Source organism: Bacillus sp. Leaf49 (assembly GCF_001426125.1).
GTDB classification, from domain to species: domain Bacteria; phylum Bacillota; class Bacilli; order Bacillales; family Bacillaceae; genus Bacillus; species Bacillus altitudinis.
On sequence record NZ_LMRK01000012.1, the window covers coordinates 327,736 to 348,040 of the forward strand.

Here is a 20,305-nt window from a genome sequence, read left to right on the forward strand (position 1 = left end):
GGACCTGCCCTCAGGTCCTTTTGATTCGTTTATCTGACTGATAGCTCATGATCGTAATGATCAATCCAATGAATGTCACGCCTGCCGCAAAGAGCGGGACAAGCTGTAAATGTGTGATTTCAATAGCAAGACCGCCAAGCGCTGCACCGCCAGCATTTCCAATATTAAAGGCAGAATGACTGAGCGTTGATGCGAGTGTCGGGGCTTCATGTGCCATGTTCATCGTGCGGAATTGCAAGGTAGGAACGAGAATAAATGAAATAATTCCCCACACAAAAATCGTCAGCACGGCAGGCACTTTAAAGGCAGATGTATATGTGAATAACAACAGAACAGCCATCAGCAAGATCAATGTGATGATAATACTCGGCATCAGCTTCCAGTCGGCAAGCTTTCCGCCGACTAAATTCCCAATGGTGACCCCAAGCCCAAAGAGGACAAGAATGAGGGTGACCCCGTTTTCCTGAAAGCCAGTCACTTGCAGCAGGATCGGGCTGATATACGTAAAGGCGGTAAACACACCCGCAAAACCAAAAATCGTCATCGCAAAGGAGACGAGGACCTGCGGCTTTTTCAACACCGATATTTCATTTCGAATATCTAATACTTCTTCTTTCGATTGATTTGGTACTAAACTGATAATACCGATTAAGGAAATGAGACCAATGACGGCAATGACGAGAAATGACATGCGCCAGCCGAATTGATTTCCTATAAAGGTACCAAATGGCACACCCAGTACATTGGCTACTGTCAGTCCTGTAAACATGAAGCTGATCGCACTTGCGCTTCGCTCCTTAGGAACAAGCCGTGCAGCCATAATGGCGCCGACACCAAAGAAGGTACCATGAGCAAATGACGTTAAAATACGTGCAGCCATCAACAGACCATAAGAAGTCGATACAGCGGCGACAGCATTTCCCGCCACGAAAAGAATCATTAATAGGATGAGGAGACGTTTTCTCGACATTTTTCCAGTTGATAACGTTAAAATAGGGCCGCCAACTGCGACACCGAGTGCATATCCGGTAATCAGTTGACCTGAAGCAGAAATAGATACATGGAGATCATTTGCGACATTTGGCAAAAGTCCCATGATCACAAATTCAGTCATGCCAATCGAAAACGCACCGAGCGTTAACGCAAAAATAGCGATGGGGAAGTTTTTCATGATGAGATCACCTTTCTAAACAAATACATAAAAAGGCTTCGGAGAGATCCGAAGCCTTAAGAGTTTATCATACATGGAAATAAGACGCTAGTTGCTCGTTTGCTAATCGGTTTCCAACAAAGAAGGAACCAAATTCGCCGTAACGTGCACTCACTTCATCAAATCGCATTTCGTAAACCAATTTTTTAAATTGAAGCACATCATCAGAGAAAAGAGTGACGCCCCACTCATAATCATCAAAGCCAACAGAACCTGTAATGATCTGTTTTACTTTCCCAGCATAGCTTCTGCCAATTAAGCCATGGCTTCTCATAAGGGATTTACGTTCATCCATTGAAAGCATGTACCAGTTGTCATTGCCAGAACGTCTTTTATCCATTGGATAGAAACAGACATATTGAGAAGAAGGAAGCTCTGGATAGAGGCGCGCACGTACATGCGGGTTCTCGTAAGGGTCTCCGCCATCTCCGCCTCCTGCTAAGTAGTTGCTGAGTTCAACAACTGACACGTAAGAATAAGCTGGAATCGTAAACTCGGCTAGTCGTGTCTTGTTGAATTCAAGTTCAATTTCACCTAGTTCTTCCATGGTCGGACGTAAAATCATGAGCATAATATCTGCTTTTTGGCCGACAATACTATAGATTGTTTGGCTTCCAGCCTGATGGTGCTCAGCTGTTTTCCATTTTTCTAATAGACCTGTGAACTCATGAATGATGGCTTGACGCTCATCGCTTGTCAGCAGCTTCCAAGCCGTCCAGTCGATCGTTCTAAAATCATGCAGCGCATACCAGCCATCTAGTGTTTGAGCTGCTTCATTTGTTGTATGTTGTTCGCTCATTTCTTTCACTCCTATTTACAGTTTTCCATCTGTTCCAACTATAACATAGTTTGTCCAAATGAAGATGTGATCAAAACTTGAACGACGAAAACGCTTTTCTAGAAATTGATTTAATTAGTTTGAAAAATAAGAATTTAAATTGTAAGCGCTATAATGTAAGTTGGTAGTTTGAATTTATGTAGAAGAAGAGTATGCTTAAAAGAGAACGCTTTTTTTGTAAAATCAAGGAGGGTATTGAAGTGGCAGATATTTTTTCAACAGTTCAGGAAAAGGTTGCAGGTAAAGGAGTTAAGATCGTTTTTCCTGAGGGAATGGACGAACGCATTCTAACAGCCGTTCAAAAACTAGCAGATGGCAAAGTATTGCAGCCAATTGTTGTAGGTAAGAAAGAAGAAGTAGAAGCAAAAGCAAAAGAATTAGGTCTTACACTTGATGGTGTTGACGTGTATGATCCTCATACATATGAAGGTTTTGAAGATCTTGTGCAAGCTTTCGTTGAAAGACGTAAAGGCAAAGCGACAGAAGAGCAAGCGAGAAAAGCATTACTGGATGAAAACTACTTCGGTACAATGCTTGTGTATAAAGGTCTTGCAGACGGCCTTGTAAGCGGAGCAGCACACTCAACTGCTGATACAGTGCGCCCAGCACTTCAAATCATTAAAACAAAAGAAGGCGTAAAGAAAACTTCTGGCGTCTTCATTATGGCTCGCGGCGAAGAGCAATATGTGTTTGCTGATTGTGCGATCAACATTGCACCAGACAGCCAAGATCTTGCTGAAATTGCGATCGAAAGTGCAAACACAGCAAAAATGTTTGACATCGAACCACGTGTAGCAATGCTTAGCTTCTCTACAAAAGGTTCAGCAAAATCAGACGAAACAGACAAAGTATCTGAAGCGGTTCGCATTGCAAAAGAAAAAGCACCTGAGCTTGTTCTTGATGGAGAGTTCCAATTCGATGCAGCTTTCGTTCCTTCAGTGGCAGCGAAAAAAGCACCAGATTCCGTCATCAAAGGCGATGCTAGCGTATTTGTTTTCCCTAGCCTTGAAGCAGGAAACATTGGCTACAAAATTGCCCAGCGCTTAGGTAACTTTGAAGCTGTAGGTCCAATCCTACAAGGTCTAAATCAGCCAGTAAACGATCTTTCAAGAGGCTGTAATGCCGAAGACGTTTACAATCTTGCGCTGATTACAGCAGCTCAAGCACTATAAAATAGCATCTCGACTAGAGCAGTCAGTACGATAGATTCGTGCTGGCTGTTTTTTTATTTTGTCCAAATGTGTACAATAAAGAGTGAAAAGAAAACACGAATCGTAGATAAAGCCGATAGGATAGGCAGGTGCTATAATGGAGGATTTAATATATAAACTTCAGCATAAGGTCGTGGAATTAACCGATGCGCAGAGGAGAATTGCAGATTATATCGTACAAAATCCAATGGAAGTCGCTTTTTTAACTGTCGATAAATTGGCGTCAAAAGTCGGGACGAGTACAGCAACGATCATGCGCTTCTCTGCTGCTGTGGGGTATTCCGGTTTTTCTGAATTCCAAAAAGAGCTTCAATCAGCTATGAAGCATAAAGCCGACCCTCAAACGAGACTTGAAGCGAATCTCAAGCATTCAAATAAAAATAAGCTCCTGCATGACCATGTAGAACTGCAATTTCAAAATATCCAGTATGCACTAGACAATATCACGGAAGAAACCTTTCAGCAGATTGTTGGGAAAATAGCCAGCGCACGCCACGTTTTGTGTACAAGTGTTCGAAGTGGAAGACCTGTTGGTGAGTATCTGTCACTCGGAATCAATCGGTTATTGGGGAATTGCCAATACATTGATGCAGACAAAAGCGACTGGGTGGATGATTTGGTTCATTTCAACTCGGGTGATTTCATTATAGCTGTCAGCTATCCGCGCTATGCAAAGCGTATGAAAGATTTGATGGAAGCAGCGAAGTCTTATGGGGTGGAAGTCCTTTTAATTACAGACAGCTACAGCTCTCCATTAACCAAATATGCACAATATGTATTACCATGTTCCTCAGCAAGTGTAGGCTCTCATAACTCTGTCGTATCTGCTATCTTTATCGTCGATTACATTTTAAGTGCCTTAGCGATGAATGATCCTGAAAGAACAAAACCACGTTTAGATCAAATCAATCATATGTTAACGAAAATGAGTTACCACACAACACATTAGTCGTGTGGAACTCATTTTTTTATTTTTGAAAGCGCTTTACTAATTGAAAATGAGGTGGTATGATCATATCACGAAAGTAATAAATATTACTTTAATAAAAATAAGTGTAATGAATATAACTCAAAGGGGATGATGGAAACAATGAGTACTGTTCATTTCGTGTCAAATGATCTTATCGCTAGGGCAAAAAAGCTTAACTCGACCTTGCTGTCAGACGTAATGGGATGCACCGGCGCGATGGATCATCAAATCAAACCAGTTGCGAAAGGCATGAATGTAGTCGGCACAGCTTTTACTGTTAGCTTACGGCCAGGGGATAATTTATTTCTTCATCAAGCGATCTACTCTGCTAAAGAAGGAGATGTACTGATTGTTGATGGAAAAGACCATAAGGGTCATGCCTATTTAGGGGAATTGATGGCACATTCAGCAAAGGCTGTAGGAATAGAAGGAATCGTGATTGACGGGCTTGTTCGCGACAAACTCTCTTTAGAGGAGCTGGCTTTTCCAATCTACAGCAAGGGATTTATGCCAAACGGACCTTTTAAAGATGGTCCTGGGGAATTGAATCAAACCATCTCGTGCGGCGGTGTCAAAGTAGCCCCAGGTGATCTAGTGATTGCTGACGATGATGGAGTCGTCATCGTTCCAAAGGAAAAGGCGGAACACCTGCTGACACTAGCGGAAGAGAAACAAGCGTATGAACATCAGAGATTAAAAACGATTCAACAGTATGTGGACGAAGGAAAGCAAGACATCAGTCTCTTAGCACCGGCATGGCTGGAAGGCAGAATGAAAAAATTTCAAGGATAGGGGAATCGGTGATGAAAATAGGCTTTATCGGATATGGTGAAGCAGCATATGAGCTGTCAACGGGATTGAAAACAGAAGGATTAGACCAATTTTATGCGTATGATGTCCTATTACTAAGTGAGAAATTAGCTGGCTCGTTGAAAGAAAAAGCATCGCAAACAGGCGTTCAATTAACGAGCAGTATTAGCGAAGTCATTGAGAAATCTGATCTTGTGATTGCAGCTGTGCCAGCGAATAAAACCTTAGAAGTGGCACAATCCGTATCGGGAAGTTTGAAAAAGAATCAATTATATGTAGATGTATCGGCATCAACACCAGACATCAAAAAACAAGTAGCAAACGAAATTGAAAAGCAAGAAGCTCTATTTGTAGATGCCGCCATGCTAGGGCCTCTTCCAATCAACAAACACAAGGTTCCGATCACGGCAAGCGGCAGTGGAGTTGACCAATTCATGAAAGTGATGAATGCTTATGGCATGAATATCACAAAAATTAGTGACCAGCCAGGAGATGCTTCGGCACTAAAGCTAATCAGAAGCATTTATATGAAGGGGATTGTCGGTCTCTTGATTGAATTTTTGGAAATTTCCAAAAAATATAATGTGGAACATCAAGTGATTTCTTCACTAAGCGATACAATCGATAGCAAAAGTTTTGAAGAGACCATGAACCGTCTTGTGACAGGGAGTGCATTGCATGCAAAAAGACGGGCGGTTGAGCTGCTTGGCTCTATTGAAATGCTAGATGAAGCAGAGATTGATGCCAGTATGTCTCGGGCAGCACAACAGAAGCTTGAGAGATTAGCAGACTTTCACTTTGCTGAACGATTTGACGGGGTAAAACCTGCTAGCTGGGAAGAAGTCATTGACGTGATGCAGCAAGGGGAATAAATTGTAAGCGTTTTATTTAATAAAGGGGAGGCGAAGAAACGATATGGGTTTTATTGCGTTGATTGTGTTCATAGCTGTCATCATTATATGGAATGTTATGGTGAAACGGAATATGGGAGAAGCCATGCTACTAGGCTTTATTGCGACCACATTATTTGGCGGATTAGATGCGTTAAGACTTTTCTGGGATGGTTTAATATTTGCATCCACATATGAGGTGCTTTATGCAGCTGTCGCATTTGTATTCATGGCCTATTTAATCGAAAAGTTGGAATTAATTCATGCACTCTTACGAATCCTAAATTCGGTTGTAGGCAAACTTCCTGGTGGAGCGGCTTATATGAGTACGTTAGGTTCAGCAGTGTTAGGCGCTCTTTCAGGTTCAAATTCTGCAAACACAGCTGCGACTGGCTCTATCACGGCCTCTTGGATGATTAAATCCGGGTGGAGCCGGACCCATACGGCCACGATTCTAGCAGGGAATGGCGGACTTGGAGCGGCACTGCCTCCGAACTCTTCCATGTTTATCATGCTTGGGTTTGCACCAGTTGCCGCCCTTGTATCTGAGGGAGATTTATATATTGCCCTTCTAATAGGAGGACTGTATCAAGTCGTATACCGATTTATTTTGGTGTATCTTCTGGTGAAAAAGAATAAAATTCAGGCCATGCCGCCAGATGATATTCTTCCTTTCTGGGAAGCGGTAAAACAAGGGTGGAAGTCGATCTTTATTTTTTTCGGTGCCTTGATTCCTATCATGATCACCATTGGTCCGTTTGCAAACTACTTAAAAAGTAATCCAAACATCGGACCGGAGGCAATGGATCAAATTTCTTTAATTACGTGGATTCCGATTCTCATGATATTAATTAGTCTAACAATTGGAAGAAGCAAGGCGTCTGCTTTAGATTGGTCTCAATTTTTCAAATCAGCCATTCCTAAATTCACAACGATTGGCGCTTTGATGCTGTTTGCAGTGGCTGCTAGTCAAGTGCTTGCTGAATTAGGGCTCGCAGATGATTTGACGCAAATCACATCAGTACTTGCCATTCCGAAATGGCTCATGGTGCTCATTGTGGGTGTTCTTGTCACACTGGTGGCAGGCCCTCTATCTTCAACAGCGACATTAACAGCAGTTGGGCTTGTCTCATTTTCAGCTTTAATCTCAGTTGGAGTGGACCCAGTTGTGGCTGTAGTTGCCATTCTTGCTTTTTCATCAACTGAAGGCGCTTCCCCGCCTGCATCAGGGTCCATATTTATCGCTTCTGGTCTTGCAGGGGCCAGACCAGAAAAAACCTTTATCCCACTGATCCTCTATTATATGCTTCCGATTGTTGGCATTGGCTGGCTCATTGGAATGGAGATACTTCCCGTATAGAAAGGAGAAACAGATGAGAGTATTGATGGAATTCTTATTTAAAGTGCTGCTTGTCCTATTCCTAACGTCAGGAACGTTGTTGGTATTCGGTCAAATACTAGGGATACTCTTGCAAAAGGGAGATATGATCATTGCTAGTACGAACCTATTTAAAAACCCAACACTGGTGTTAAGTGCCTTTTTTAGCCTTGTCGGGTTTTCACTCCATTATATACCTGAGAAGAAAGACACCTCATTTAGCGATCATCCATCAGCATCAGCAGGTGATTCGCTCAAATAAACATGAAAAGCTGGATTCAGTTGATGAATTCAGCTTTTTTGTGCGTGTGAATTAGGTATAAAAACCCAATACATACGATTCATTTTTTAGTGAATTCGTTTTCAATCATATGCCTCTTGTGCTAGTAAATGGTAACATAACGGAGGACTATTTGAGGAATAGAGGTGTTTGACGATGTCTGGAGCTATCATCGGTTATACAACAGCCTTGTATTCGTTAAAGGCAGACATATCCATAAAAAAAGAACAAATCATAGAACTGAACATGTGTCGAAAAGAAATAAAAGAAGCGAAGTCTGCTCTGGCAGATGCTAATAAGAAAATGACTCATCCAGATTTGACTTCACATACATGGTTTGGTCATCACGCAGATACGTTTGATGACATTCGAAACGAGATGGCATCCGCCAGTCAAGAGATAAAAAGTGTGCAGCTGACCAATCTAGTGAACCGAATTGATGAGAAAATCAGCGACTTAAAATCAGAGATCCATTCATTAGAACATGAAATTCATTCGGTTGAAAGAAAAATAGAGAAAGAAAAGCAGAAACAATTGGAAGAAAAAAGAGGGTAGTCACATGAGCAGAGAAATTAAAATAGATGCCAGTCAGGTCAAACGAGTATTGCAGCATGCAAAACAATCAGGCGCTCAAATGAATGCAACACTTCCAACAACCATCAAAGGAAGAAATCAGCTCCTGACGGCAGACACATTAGAAAAAATCAATCAGCAGCTGAACGAATTAAGTACATCCTATATAGACATTCTTCAGAAACAACTTGTACAAACAGAACAAGCGGTGAACACCATGATCGAAACGGACAAGGCGCTTGCTTCCAGCAGTAAAAGAAAATAAAGGAGAACGCAATGAAAACCCTTGATGCTTTTGCGCTAATAAACGGAATTGACCAAACGCTGAATACATTAAAGCAGCAATCACAACAAATTAGCTCCATAGAAAAACAAATCCAACAGATCATCTCACTTGATGGCGCACTAAAGGGAGAGGCGGGACAAGCCATCCGCTCCTTTTATACAGAATGCCATATTCCCTTCCTGCAATTTTTTCAGGTTGTCATTGAGGAATACAGCTCTGCGCTCAAACAAACAAAGCAGGCACTTCATACACTTGAATCAAATCAGCACGGCTTTATATCACAAGCATTTATTGAACACGAACTTGATTCAGGTTTAAAAAAAGCAGAGCGAGCGATTTCTGACATTGTTTCAGATGTGAGCCAGGCGATCGGCAGGGTCAGTCATATCGTTCACTTGCCTCATGTAGACGAGTCTGCTTTTCAACAGAGCTATCAAAAAGCGTGGCTTGAGACATCCAGAACCATTGGACTGCTCCATGCCTTTGACAGAGAACAAACAAGTGCTATGAATGAAACAACAAGTGCATTGCAAACAATGAAGCAATACATCAACACGCTAAGCACCATGTTCACCGGTCCCAAAATCGACATCACGAGCTATCAAAAAGGGTCTATTTTCAAAAATGGAAAAGAAGAAAAAATAAGCAGCACGATCAGCGGATTGAATGACAAAATAGACAACACGAAAGACAATCCGATGATGATCATGTTGAAGAAGCTGAGAGAGAAACAACAGGCGGATGTGGAGACGGTGGTTCGGGACGAATCTCATAAAAATATTAATCAACAAGTCACAGCAAACGATCCATCACTTACGACATTGCAAAGGGAAGCTGTGAACGGGAAAAACAAGATTCATAGAGACATCAGGGTCATAAATGGTAAACTATACAACGTCAAAGGCATTAAAAAATTAAAAGAATTCGATATAGCAGATGAAGTCGTCACCGACTCATCCGATATTGATTTTATTGGCGGTCGATACACCGTTTACGCCAATAAACAAATCATCCGAACGTATATCGCAAACGGCGAAGTAAAAATAGAAGAAGTCGACAAAATTCCAGAAAGCCGCAGCCGTGGCAATGCGAAACGCATATTAGACGGTGAAGTTGTCTCAACAACCGAAAACATCATCCTAGAATACAGCGGAATCTATGACGGTTATCGAGCCGTCACCGGCAAAGACCCAGAAACCAGCAAAAATATTAGTAGCACAGAACAAGCACTGTCCGCAGCTTCAATTATCCCAATCGCGAAAATAGGGAAGATAGGGAAATATGTTTTTAAGATAGATCAAGGGAAGAGTGCGGTAAAGAGGATTACTACTAGTACAGGGAGTAAGATAGATTCTGATACAATAAAAAAATATGTTAGAGATATAGAAGGACGAACAGGAAGAGAGTTACCTAAAAACCAAATAGATAATTTGAAAGCAGCATTAAGAAATAAAGAGTATAGCAAAATGTCACCTATAGAAACGGCTAAGCATCGGGCGAAATTTGATAGTGTGAAAAATAAAGTAATCAAAGAGTGGGAAAGAAATACTGGACAAAAGTGGCCAGTGTATAATGAAAATATTATTTCAGGGAAAACTGGTAAAGTAATTAGAAAAAAAGGAGATAAGTATGATGCTCACCATATAATTGAAAATACTTTTGGAGGAGAGCATGAGTGGTGGAATATGCATCCTGCAAAATTTCCAAATGAGCATCAAGCAGGTATACATGGAGCAGGTTCACCCGCAAATACATTATTTAAAGGAGTTAAAAAATAATGGGATATGAAATTATTAAGAAAAACGAAGAAAATAGTTTTTTTTTAGTAACTGAAAAAGAAATCTTAGATGTTGAAAAGGAACTTGATTTAAAGTTTCCTAAGGAGTTAATTCGTTTTTATATAGAGGTAGGTTACGGTTTTATTAATGGGTCTGAGTTTAACACTAATCGCATCATGGACCCTTATTCTGTAAGAGACTTTCGATTAAGGGCTAATGATTTTGAATTTTATCCTGACATTGAAATCTATGATGAATTTGAGAATAACAAATTAATCTTTTTTGAAGCAAATGAGACAGCATTAATGTCAATTGAATTGAATGAAAAGGATAAAAGCGCAATATATTATTATGATATAAAAATCGCTAATTCTTTGGAAGAATTTTTAACCAAAATACAAGAGGATGATAAATATTATCTAGATTTACTAGCAGACTAATAAAAGCCTTTCAAAAGTTACTTTGCATTGATTAACTAATAGATGAGAATTGCAAAAGTCGAAATTCATAATTTGGAATATAAGTATGGGTTGAGTGACCTGTTAAGTAAAATTTAAAGATAAATCAAAAATTTATAAACATAGCACTCATCGAGGAGGATTCACATGATCGATGTAACCCAAATTCCATGTTTAATCATCAACAAACCAGAAACTGATATAAACATCAAAGAGGCAGAATTCCAGCTAAACATGCTGCTACCCCATGCTTATAAGACATTGCTGAAACAGACAAATGGATGTTCCGTCGAAGGCGATGTTCTTCTATACGGAACTGAGGACATAGTAGAACGCAATAAAACATGGGAAGTCCATCATTATGCAAGCGGCTATGTAGCCATTGGTGATGATGGCGGCGGGCGAGTATTTCTTATGCGGCAGGCAGAAGAGGAGAAAAAAGTGTGGATTGTCGATGCTGGTGTGATGGACCCTCAGCATGCGGAATTGGTGGCTGAAGACTTGTTAAGCTGGGTAAGTCACGGCTGTTTCATAGAAGTTTAGTCTATTAAGGAGATGATCGATTTGCCGTGGAACACATTGATCGCTGCGGGCCTCGTGGTTGGGGTTCCAGTCATTTTAATTACAGCTGTTTATTTCATCGCGAAAAGGAAGAACAAGAAAACCAAAGCATCCAGTTGAAAAGCTCTGTGACGTTCCTTGTCATAGAGCTTTTTTCTCTCTCATTCTCCCTCCATGTTATAATAAACACAGTTTATGAACGAGAGGATATGCAGGACATGAAAAATGAACCTATTGAGTTACTGACACAGCCGACATGGCGAATCATAGATCAATCGAGCCTTGGACTCTATGTAGATCCAAAGCAATCTTTTGCGATGGATGATACGCTTTGTGCGTCGGTCGGGAAAGGACTCTCACCAGCGACAGCACGTTCTTGGGTGCACCACAATACGATCGTTCTTGGGATTCAGGATACAAGACTTCCATTTCTCCAAGATGGTGTAAAGCTTCTTGAGGAAGAGGGATATCGCGTGATTGTGCGCAATTCAGGCGGTCTTGCTGTTGTGCTGGATGAAGGCGTACTGAATGTGTCTTTAATCTTTGCGGAACAAAAGAAGGGCATTGATATTGACCGAGGATATGATGCGATGGTGGAATTGATCCGCCGGATGCTGTCGATGTATGAGGTGGACATTGAAGCCTATGAAATTGTCGGCTCTTACTGTCCAGGTAGCTACGATTTGAGCATCAATGGAAAGAAATTTGCCGGCATTTCTCAGCGTAGATTACGCGGAGGGGTCGCTGTGCAAATCTATTTGTGTGCAGATGGAAGCGGCCGGGAACGAGCTGATTTGATTCGCCGTTTTTATGAGGTGGCCTTAAAGGATAAACGGCATGAGGTGAAAGCGGTATTCCCTGATATACAGCCTGATACGATGGCATCCCTATCAGAATTAACTGGAAAACCCATTGACTGTGCGCTTCTCATGCGTCTTTTACTTGAAGAACTTCAAAAGCTGAGCGAGCAACTGACCGCTTCAGGGTTGACCACCGAGGAACAGCTGGAGTTTGAGAAAAACATGACGCGGATGATTGAGCGGAATGAGAAAGTGTTCTCGTAAACATATCTTTCCAGCCATCTTAAAAATAGGGGTGATGTAATGGAAACGAAACTTCTGAAAGCGATTGAACTTCGAGAAAGTGGACAACTTCAAGAATCCAATGGCATGCTCATCCGTCTTGTAGAAAAGTATCCAGATCATGCCTCCATTCACTATCAATGTGCTTGGAGTTATGATGTGTTAGGGAAGGAAAAACAAGCTGTCTTTTTTTATGAGAGGGCGCTTGAGCTAGGTTTGTCTTCAGAAGAAAGAGAAGATGCTTTTTTAGGATTAGGAAGTACATACAGAACCTTAGGGGAATATGAAAAGTCAAAACAGATATTCCTCCATGCGATGGAAGCTTATCCGCATAATAAAGCCATTCAAACGTTTTATGCCATGACTTTGTATAATTTAAATGAACATAGCAAAGCCATGGAAATACTATTGAACTGTTTAACTGAAACGACAAACGATCCTGCTATTTTGAGTTATCGAAAGGCCATTGACTTTTATTCAGATCAGTTAGATCGATTGTGGAAATGATTTATATAGAAATGGAGGGGCAATGTTATGAAAGAATCCCCTCCTTTGCTATGACATTTTATATGTGATAGTCCTTTATGACATAAGAAAGAAGGAAAATGTTTTGTCATTCATCACCACGTATTACCCGCTGTTTATGCTTTGTATTTTGTCTCTTTTGTATATGATATATCGTATCCAGCCAATGGCTTCTACTGTGAAAAAAATCATCATTGTGCTATGTGTGTTAACAAATGCTGCCTATATTTGCTGGCGTCTCTTCTTTACATTGCCGCATGAAGGTACTTTTAATATTGTCATGGGCATTTTGCTTGTTGCCTGTGAATGCATTGGGTTTATCCAGCTGCTTGTGTTTTATACACTTGTTTGGAAGCCTTCAAATCGGAAACAAGTCATGATCAGTGATCTTGAAAGGCTGCCAACAGTTGATATTTTCATAGCTACATATAATGAACCGATTGAGGTGCTGAAACGCACTGTTGCAGGTTGTTTGAATCTCTCTTATCCGAAGGAAAGCGTTCAAATTTATTTATGTGATGATGGCAATAGGGAAGCTGTAGAGCAGCTTGCTTCTGAGTTTGGTGTTCATTATCTGACAAGAACAGATAACAGATTTGCTAAGGCAGGTAATTTAAATCATGCGATGTCTCAAACGGATGGAGAGCTGATTCTGACACTTGATGCAGATATGGTCCCTCTTCCTTCCTTTTTAGAAAAAACAGTGCCCTATTTTCATGATGGAGCAACTGCGTTTGTTCAAGTTCCACAGGCGTTTTATAACGAAGATCCTTTCCAATATAATATGTTCTCGAAAGATCGAATTCCAAATGAGCAGGACTTCTTCATGCAAACTCTCCAAGCTGGTAAGGATCGGTTTAATGCCGTCATGTATGTTGGGAGTAATACGGTATTTAGAAGAACGGCATTAGATGAAATTGGCGGATTTGCTACTGGAGTGATTACAGAAGACATGGCAACAGGAATGCTTCTCCAGGGGAAATTCAAATCTGTGTCTGTCGGAGAAGTATTAGCCGTCGGTCTGGCACCTGAAAGCTGGCTTGATCTGTTAAAGCAGAGAGATCGCTGGTCGAGAGGGAACATTCAGTGTGCCCGTAAGTTTAATCCTTTGAAGGTGCGCGGCTTAACGATTATGCAGCGTGTTCTTTATTTAGATGGCATTGTGTATTGGTTTAACGGTTTGTTTAAAATGATTTATATTCTCACACCGATTTTGTTTTTATTGTTTGGTATTCAAAGTTTCTGGGCAGATTTCCAGTCCGTTTTCATGTTTTGGCTGCCGGCGTTCTTTAGCTCGTATTTAGCATTTAAACTTGTGTCGAATCAAAAAAGAAGTATGTTTTGGAGTCATATTTATGAAAGTTCAATGGCATTCCACTTAGCTGGTGTGGCACTCAGTGAACTGTTCTTGAAGAAACGTGTTGAATTTCTGGTGACACCGAAGGGAATTCAAACGGACAAAAGGCATTTTCATTTGAAAACGATGATTCCCCATCTGCTCTTCTTGCTGCTCTCATTGCTTGCCCTTGTGAAAATAGGTTACGATGTGAAGGTAAATGGGACGATGAACGCTGATCTCATGTTGATTAATATTTTTTGGGTGCTTTATAACGGTGCAGGCTTATTCATGGCACTGCTTGTGGCGTTTGATCGACCGCGTTATCGGAAATCAGAGCGATTTGTCATTGAAAAAGAGGGGCATCTTCGTTCTGATCATCAAGATCAGTCTATTGCTTGTTTTCTACTAGATATGAGTGATTCAGGTGCGCGTCTATCCATTCCATTGGACCAAGCGTCTTCTCTATATCAAGGACAAACGCAATTATTTTTTTCAGAGAATGAAAGTGTGGCGTGTGACGTGGTTTGGAGCTATCCAGAGGGAGACAAGCTGATGGTTGGTGTTGCCTTTACTGACACAAAAAAATCAGAGTATTTATCACTGATCCGTTTCTTATTCACACGAGAGCATGTAGCGATGACGGATCGTGAGAAAAAATCGTATGCCGTTCGGACGTTTCTCCGCTTTTTAAGAGAAACGGAGAAGGTACCAAAGGCTCTGCGGCGCAAATGGATGAGAAGGCCATTGCAAGGTGTGACAGGTACGATCGCCTATGAGGACCGACTAGAAGAGAAGGTGCCGGTGATCATACATGATATCAGTTTATCTGGGTGCAAAATTGAGTTTGAAGATTCAATTGAATTAAATGGGAAAGTGCTGATCACCATTGACACAGAATCTCTAACGGATCAGCCGGCGATTGCGATTTGGACATCACAAAAACGTAGACGTACAATGGCCGGACTCAAGTTTGTTCAGCCTGAAATCAAGCAGATAGAAGAAAGAGAGGGAGTGGTTTCTTGAAATCCAAAAATGGCGGTTACCTCTATTTACTATGGCTTCCTGTCATCATAGGAGCCGGTTACGGCATTTCGCTTTTCGTGCTGTTTCTTCAACCTGTACTGACGCTTGGTATCGCAGGGCTTTATATTTTTATCTTTGGTGATTTTCAGGTGAGGCAAGTTAGGTATATTTTTATGTTCGTCTTCTTGATCAATGTCCTTTTTAGTGTGATGCTATTTTTGGATATTTAAAAAAGTGCTTCCCGCAGGTGGGGAGCACTTTTTGCTTATTCTGCCATTTTTTCAAGGTTGCCGTTCCGGTCCATTTTAAAGGTTGGTGCGGCACTGTCGTCCTCTTCAAACAAAACTAGTTTTCTTGCACGGTTCATGATTTTGACGAGTGTTTCATAATCTTCTTGAATGGTGAGCTGATCCTTTTCAAGCTTTTTCACTTCAGCTTCTAGCTGCGTGACTTTATGTGAAAGTTCGTTGTTTTCTCGTTTTAACCGGCTGTTTTCCATCCGTAAGGCAGATGATTGCTGTCCATCGCCTTCATAGCGGCGTAAGAAATCAATGATATCCTCAATGGTTAACTCTTGGCGCTGCCCAAATGGATTGGCTTCTGGCTTTTTCTCTGTCACTTGAGAAGCCTGTGACAATAAATGTGATAAACTAGCTAACTCTTCATTGTAGCTTTGATCCACAAACTGAAGCTGGTCGGCTGTTTCGGCTGCAGGTGCAAACGTTTCTTCTTGCGCAGGTTCCAGTTCTTGAGAGAACTCTTCCTGTGTGATCGTTTCTTCAACTTGCGGCTGATAGAGCAAACGTTTTTTCGCAGGCTGTCCATTGCCGAGAGCACGCATGCGTTGTTTACGCTGTTTTTTGGCAAGTGCCAATGCTTTTTCATATTGATGCCTCACGACAGCATTCCATCTAAATCCGCATGCCGCTGAGGTACGGTTTAGCTTGTCTCCAACTTCTTCAAATGCGTTAAGCTGTGTACTGCCCTCTCTGACGTGACGTAAGACGGTTTCTGCCAGAAGGAGATCATTTTCCTCTGACCAAGCATCTTGTCTTTGTTTTGACATGTGTTTAAACCCCCATAAGATTTGATGGTATTAGATTAGCCAAGTTGAAGAAGGTTTATACAAGTTTGCTAAAAGGATAGTGGAAAATACTAGCTTTTATGTGAATACGTCTCTGTGCTGACAATGCTTCTTGCAACTCCAGTCGCTTCGATGTACAATGTTGGGTGGTATATTATTCACTCTTAGTTGTCCAACTGTTTCATATAGAATGAAGTTTCATCATTGAAAGGAAGCGTAAGAACATGGCTAATGAGTTTCGCGTATGTGACGATTGTGATGCGACGAACCTAAAAACGTTATTGCCTCGACTTAAATCGGTTGACCCTGATGCAAAAATTGAGATTGGCTGTCAATCGTATTGCGGTCCAGGACGAAAAAAGGCTTTTGCGTTTGTGAACAATCGCCCATTATCCGCACCAACAGAAGATGAGTTACTCGAAAAGGTTCAAAAAAAAGTCAAATAAATGTCACTGAATGTGTTCAGTCGACCTAAAAAGAGGTCCGTCCCTGTCAGGTCGGGCTTTTTACGTCCGTTCAATCTATGAGAACACATTCGCCAGCAAATTCAAGGATGTTTTCGGGAAAAGTTACCCGATATAATAGAAACACGTCTTAAAAAAAGAGGGACGAAACGATGGCGTATCCAAAAGGGAAATTATCCGAAGAAAAGGTATTTAAAGATCCTGTGCACCGCTATGTTCACGTACGGGATGCATTGATATGGGATTTAATCGGAACGAGAGAGTTCCAGCGCCTTAGACGAATTAAACAGCTAGGCACCACTTATTTAACGTTTCATGGGGCAGAACACAGCCGATTTAATCATTCACTCGGTGTATACGAGATTGTCAGACGAATTGTGGATGATGTGTTTAAAGGAAGACCCGAATGGGATGAAGGGGAGCGTGAGCTTGTACTGAGTGCCGCCCTGCTTCATGACCTTGGACATGGTCCGTTTTCTCATTCCTTTGAAAAGGTCTTTCATTTAGATCATGAATCGTTTACAAGAGATATCATTTTAGGGCAGACGGAAGTAAATGAAGTGCTGCGCCGGGTCAGTGACGATTTTCCAAAGCATGTAGCAGAAGTCATTGCCAAAACGTATCAAAACAAACAGGTGGTCAGTTTGATTTCAAGTCAAATTGATGCCGACCGAATGGATTACTTGCAGCGTGATGCTTACTATACAGGCGTCAGCTATGGTCACTTTGATATGGAACGTATTTTACGCGTGATGCGTCCAAGAGAAGATCAGATTGTGATGAAACAGAGCGGGATGCATGCCGTAGAGGATTATATTATGAGCCGCTATCAAATGTACTGGCAAGTGTATTTCCACCCAGTGACCCGCAGCGCGGAGGTCATTTTAACAAAAATCCTCCATCGTGCAAAAGAGCTGCATGAAACTGGCTACATTTTTACACATGCCCCGGTTCATTTTTATTCAATTTTTGAAGGAAATGTCACCACAGAGGACTATATTAAGCTGGATGAATCCATTGTCTTATTTTATTTTCAGGCGTGGGAAGATGAAGAAGATCACGTGCTGGCTGATTTGTGCCGCCGTTTTATGAACCGCCGTTTATTCCAATATACAGAGTTTAATCCTAACGAAGAAATGACGAAATATTTCAAGCTGACTGCTTTGTTCAAAGAAGCAGGAATTGATCCTGACTATTATTTAGTGGTCGATTCTTCCTCTGATTTGCCTTATGACTTTTATAGACCGGGCGAAGAAGAAGAGCGGCTGCCGATCCACCTTTTGACGCAAAGTGGTCATATTAAAGAACTGTCGAGACAGTCAGATATTGTTGACGCCATTTCCGGTAAACGAAGAACCGATCATAAACTTTATTTCCCGATGGACTTAATTGTAGATATGTCGGAAAAAGCTGAAGAAAAGAAGGCGATCATGAAGCTGCTTGGATTGGGATAAGGAAGTACTGAAAAAGGAGATGTCGGGAATTTGTTGAAAGAGCATGCAAAGTTGATGAAGGTGTTCTCTGAATCTGGGGAAATCGTTGGACGGAAGAAGCTGCAAAAAATGATTTACATAGCAAAAAAGCTAGATTTGCCTTTTTACGAGAAATACGATTTTCATTTTTATGGCCCCTATTCAGAGGAGTTGACGCTCAGAATTGAAGAGCTGTGCAATCTTGGATTCTTGGACGAAATGAAGGAAAAAAAGGGCGGATACTATCAATATCGTTATTCGCTGACGGACAATGGGAAAGAGTTTCTCGATCAGTGTGAAGTGGACATGCCTGACCTCAAAGTGCTGACGCAGCAGATGAATGAGCAATCGTCTCGTTTTCTAGAGCTTGTCTCAACGATTTTATACTTTGATGATCTGCCAAAAGATGAGGTAAAGGAAAAGGTCTTCACCATTAAAAGCAAGCAGCGCTATACGGACGAAGAATTTGAGGCAGCCCTTGCTTATATTGATCAGTTGAAGGAATTGAACTAACGACAAGAACCAGTTTGTGATAGCCAATGGCTAGAACAGACTGGTTTTTATTTTGCACGCATATAGAAACAGAAACAAGTCGACCTCATGGATCGACTTGTTTTTTAGGAATGATGATAAGAAAATCTTGCTAAAAATTGTTTCGTCCGTTCTTCTTTCGTCTGTTCAAAGACTTCTTCTGGTGTGCCTGATTCGACAATCACACCATCTTCCATGAAAATGACCCTGTCGGCAATATCATAGGCAAAGCTCATCTCATGCGTGACGATGATCATGGTGACGCCTGTTTGTGCCACCTGTTTAATGACGTCAAGTGTTTCACCTACAAGCTCGGGATCTAAAGCGGAGGTCGGTTCATCAAACAAAATGACCTCCGGATTCAATGCAAGTGCTCTTGCAATGCCTACTCGCTGCTGCTGTCCGCCAGATAATTGATGCGGATAGGCATCTTTTTTCTCTAGTAATCCTACTTTTTTGAGCAATTGGAGTGCTGTGTCATAGGCTTGGTCTTTCGGTTGTTTACGGGCAATGACTAAGCCTTCCATGACATTCTCAAGTGCTGTTTTATGAATAAACAGGTCGTATTGCTGAAAGACCATGGCTGTTTTTCTGCGAATTGCTAGAATGTCTTTCGGTTTTGCTTGATTGAATGTGACAGTGGTCTGATCAATGCTGATTTCACCTTGATCCGCACGCTCAAGAAAATTTAAGCATCTGAGAAATGTTGATTTCCCAGAGCCGCTCGGTCCTAAAATGACAACGACTTCGCCTTTTTCCACCGTTAAATCAATTCCCTTTAGAATTTGGTTTTGACCGAATGCTTTATGCACTTGTTTGATGTGAATCATGCGAACCGCCCCCTTTTACTTTTGTGTACATATTTCTCATATCCAGCAGTGATGGCTTCAATAGAGGCACACAAAGCCCAGTAAATAAGGGCAACAGCAATGTAAGCTTCAAGATAACGATAGTTCACATTGGCTTTAATTAAAGCGCCGTTTAAAATATCGACCACAGATACCATAGAGACGAGAGAAGAGGCTTTGATTAAACTGATGAGCATGTTGTTCAGTAAAGGAAGAGAGATGGGAAAGACTTGTGGAATGATCACTCTTCGCAACACCTGCCTGCCTGTGAAACCAACGGATAGAGCGGCATCAAATTGACCCTTTGGGATGGACGCAAGAGAGCTTCGAAATATCTCTGATAACCCGCTGACGGCATATAAAGAAAGGGCGAAAATGGCAATCCATCGTCTATCTAAATCGCTAAAACGGATGGGCAGCGAAAGAGATGCAGCCAATTGATCGAGCGAATCGGAAAAAATAAGATAAGATACGAGCAAGATTAATACAACAGGAATGGCTTTAAAAATCGCCACAAACCATTTGAACAATGGAGACAATACAGGCACTTGATAAAAACGGATAAGGGCAATACCGAAGCCAAAGATGGAGCCGAATACTAGCGGAAGAAAGCCTAATAGCAGCGTCGTTGGCAAATAATGAAGTGCGGCTACAAAGGCCTGAAACATAAAAGCAACGTCAAAATCCACTCAGA

Annotated in this window: 23 protein-coding genes; 18 read left to right on the forward strand and 5 right to left on the reverse strand. The window is 41.4% G+C overall.

Annotation, left to right across the window (positions count from 1 at the left end):
• Positions 1–10: 10 nt before the first annotated feature.
• Positions 11–1,171, reverse strand: coding sequence for an MFS transporter (locus ASG46_RS08420; protein ID WP_017360103.1), 1,161 nt, complete (start codon positions 1,169–1,171; stop codon positions 11–13).
• Between the two features lie 67 nt (positions 1,172–1,238).
• On the reverse strand, positions 1,239–2,009 hold the full coding sequence (gene hemQ / locus ASG46_RS08425; protein WP_007497744.1) for a hydrogen peroxide-dependent heme synthase: 771 nt from the start codon (positions 2,007–2,009) through the stop codon (positions 1,239–1,241).
• A 239-nt stretch (positions 2,010–2,248) separates the two neighbouring features.
• On the opposite strand from hemQ, the gene pta reads away from it, so the two are divergent.
• The 15 genes from pta (at position 2,249) to ASG46_RS08500 (ending at position 15,442) form a co-directional block, all read left to right on the forward strand.
• A complete protein-coding gene (gene pta / locus ASG46_RS08430) occupies positions 2,249–3,220 on the forward strand; it encodes a phosphate acetyltransferase (RefSeq protein WP_008343597.1) in 972 nt (323 codons plus the stop codon).
• A 136-nt stretch (positions 3,221–3,356) separates the two neighbouring features.
• Positions 3,357–4,208, forward strand: a complete 852-nt coding sequence (locus ASG46_RS08435; protein WP_017360100.1) for a MurR/RpiR family transcriptional regulator — start codon at positions 3,357–3,359, stop codon at positions 4,206–4,208.
• A gap of 141 nt (positions 4,209–4,349) precedes the next feature.
• The gene (locus tag ASG46_RS08440; protein ID WP_079919313.1) at positions 4,350–5,021 is read left to right on the forward strand and encodes an RraA family protein; all 672 of its coding nucleotides are present in this window, start codon (positions 4,350–4,352) and stop codon (positions 5,019–5,021) included.
• An 11-nt stretch (positions 5,022–5,032) separates the two neighbouring features.
• The gene (locus tag ASG46_RS08445; RefSeq protein ID WP_025208161.1) at positions 5,033–5,911 is read left to right on the forward strand and encodes a prephenate dehydrogenase/arogenate dehydrogenase family protein; all 879 of its coding nucleotides are present in this window, start codon (positions 5,033–5,035) and stop codon (positions 5,909–5,911) included.
• Between the two features lie 43 nt (positions 5,912–5,954).
• Positions 5,955–7,289, forward strand: coding sequence for a TRAP transporter large permease subunit (locus tag ASG46_RS08450; protein ID WP_007497735.1), 1,335 nt, complete (start codon positions 5,955–5,957; stop codon positions 7,287–7,289).
• Positions 7,290–7,302: 13 nt separating this feature from the next.
• Positions 7,303–7,569: a hypothetical protein gene (locus tag ASG46_RS08455; RefSeq protein WP_017360098.1), complete on the forward strand. Its 267-nt coding sequence runs from the start codon at positions 7,303–7,305 to the stop codon at positions 7,567–7,569.
• Positions 7,570–7,743: 174 nt separating this feature from the next.
• On the forward strand, positions 7,744–8,142 hold the full coding sequence (locus ASG46_RS08460) for a YwqH-like family protein (RefSeq protein ID WP_056704169.1): 399 nt from the start codon (positions 7,744–7,746) through the stop codon (positions 8,140–8,142).
• Between the two features lie 4 nt (positions 8,143–8,146).
• The gene (locus tag ASG46_RS08465) at positions 8,147–8,425 is read left to right on the forward strand and encodes a YwqI/YxiC family protein (RefSeq protein WP_008343583.1); all 279 of its coding nucleotides are present in this window, start codon (positions 8,147–8,149) and stop codon (positions 8,423–8,425) included.
• Positions 8,426–8,436: 11 nt separating this feature from the next.
• Complete coding sequence (locus tag ASG46_RS08470) at positions 8,437–10,224, forward strand: T7SS effector LXG polymorphic toxin (RefSeq protein ID WP_056704172.1); 1,788 nt, start codon at positions 8,437–8,439, stop codon at positions 10,222–10,224.
• The gene (locus ASG46_RS08475) at positions 10,224–10,664 is read left to right on the forward strand and encodes an SMI1/KNR4 family protein (protein ID WP_056704175.1); all 441 of its coding nucleotides are present in this window, start codon (positions 10,224–10,226) and stop codon (positions 10,662–10,664) included. The genes ASG46_RS08470 and ASG46_RS08475 overlap by 1 nt, the downstream gene beginning before the upstream one ends.
• A 165-nt stretch (positions 10,665–10,829) precedes the next feature.
• Positions 10,830–11,225 carry an SMI1/KNR4 family protein gene (locus ASG46_RS08480; protein ID WP_056704178.1) on the forward strand — a complete coding sequence of 132 codons (396 nt, stop codon included), beginning with the start codon at positions 10,830–10,832 and terminating at the stop codon, positions 11,223–11,225.
• A gap of 236 nt (positions 11,226–11,461) precedes the next feature.
• Positions 11,462–12,307: a lipoate--protein ligase family protein gene (locus ASG46_RS08485; protein WP_056704276.1), complete on the forward strand. Its 846-nt coding sequence runs from the start codon at positions 11,462–11,464 to the stop codon at positions 12,305–12,307.
• A gap of 39 nt (positions 12,308–12,346) precedes the next feature.
• Positions 12,347–12,832: a tetratricopeptide repeat protein gene (locus ASG46_RS08490; protein ID WP_056704181.1), complete on the forward strand. Its 486-nt coding sequence runs from the start codon at positions 12,347–12,349 to the stop codon at positions 12,830–12,832.
• Positions 12,833–12,935: 103 nt separating this feature from the next.
• Positions 12,936–15,212, forward strand: coding sequence for a glycosyltransferase (locus ASG46_RS08495; protein ID WP_056704184.1), 2,277 nt, complete (start codon positions 12,936–12,938; stop codon positions 15,210–15,212).
• Positions 15,209–15,442: a DUF5970 family protein gene (locus tag ASG46_RS08500; protein WP_056704186.1), complete on the forward strand. Its 234-nt coding sequence runs from the start codon at positions 15,209–15,211 to the stop codon at positions 15,440–15,442. The genes ASG46_RS08495 and ASG46_RS08500 overlap by 4 nt, the downstream gene beginning before the upstream one ends.
• Positions 15,443–15,477: 35 nt before the next feature.
• Here the strand turns inward: ASG46_RS08500 and ASG46_RS08505 are convergent, their stop codons facing one another.
• Entirely contained in the window at positions 15,478–16,278 is an 801-nt protein-coding gene (locus ASG46_RS08505; protein ID WP_056704187.1) for an RsfA family transcriptional regulator, read from the reverse strand.
• Between the two features lie 242 nt (positions 16,279–16,520).
• Here ASG46_RS08505 and ASG46_RS08510 point away from each other — a divergent pair, with 242 nt between their 5' ends.
• From ASG46_RS08510 to ASG46_RS08520, 3 genes are all read left to right on the forward strand, one after another.
• A complete protein-coding gene (locus ASG46_RS08510; protein WP_003215259.1) occupies positions 16,521–16,742 on the forward strand; it encodes a DUF1450 domain-containing protein in 222 nt (73 codons plus the stop codon).
• A 170-nt stretch (positions 16,743–16,912) separates the two neighbouring features.
• A complete protein-coding gene (locus ASG46_RS08515; protein WP_007497716.1) occupies positions 16,913–18,214 on the forward strand; it encodes an HD domain-containing protein in 1,302 nt (433 codons plus the stop codon).
• A 30-nt stretch (positions 18,215–18,244) separates the two neighbouring features.
• Complete coding sequence (locus tag ASG46_RS08520; RefSeq protein WP_007497715.1) at positions 18,245–18,745, forward strand: YwgA family protein; 501 nt, start codon at positions 18,245–18,247, stop codon at positions 18,743–18,745.
• A 104-nt stretch (positions 18,746–18,849) separates the two neighbouring features.
• On the opposite strand, the gene ASG46_RS08525 is transcribed toward ASG46_RS08520, so the two are convergent.
• Together ASG46_RS08525 and ASG46_RS08530 are read right to left on the reverse strand one after the other, a co-directional pair.
• Entirely contained in the window at positions 18,850–19,593 is a 744-nt protein-coding gene (locus ASG46_RS08525; RefSeq protein ID WP_046526747.1) for an amino acid ABC transporter ATP-binding protein, read from the reverse strand.
• Positions 19,590–20,300 (reverse strand): amino acid ABC transporter permease, encoded by a 711-nt coding sequence (locus ASG46_RS08530; protein ID WP_008343549.1) that lies wholly within the window; start codon positions 20,298–20,300, stop codon positions 19,590–19,592. The genes ASG46_RS08525 and ASG46_RS08530 overlap by 4 nt, the downstream gene beginning before the upstream one ends.
• Positions 20,301–20,305 lie beyond the last annotated feature (5 nt).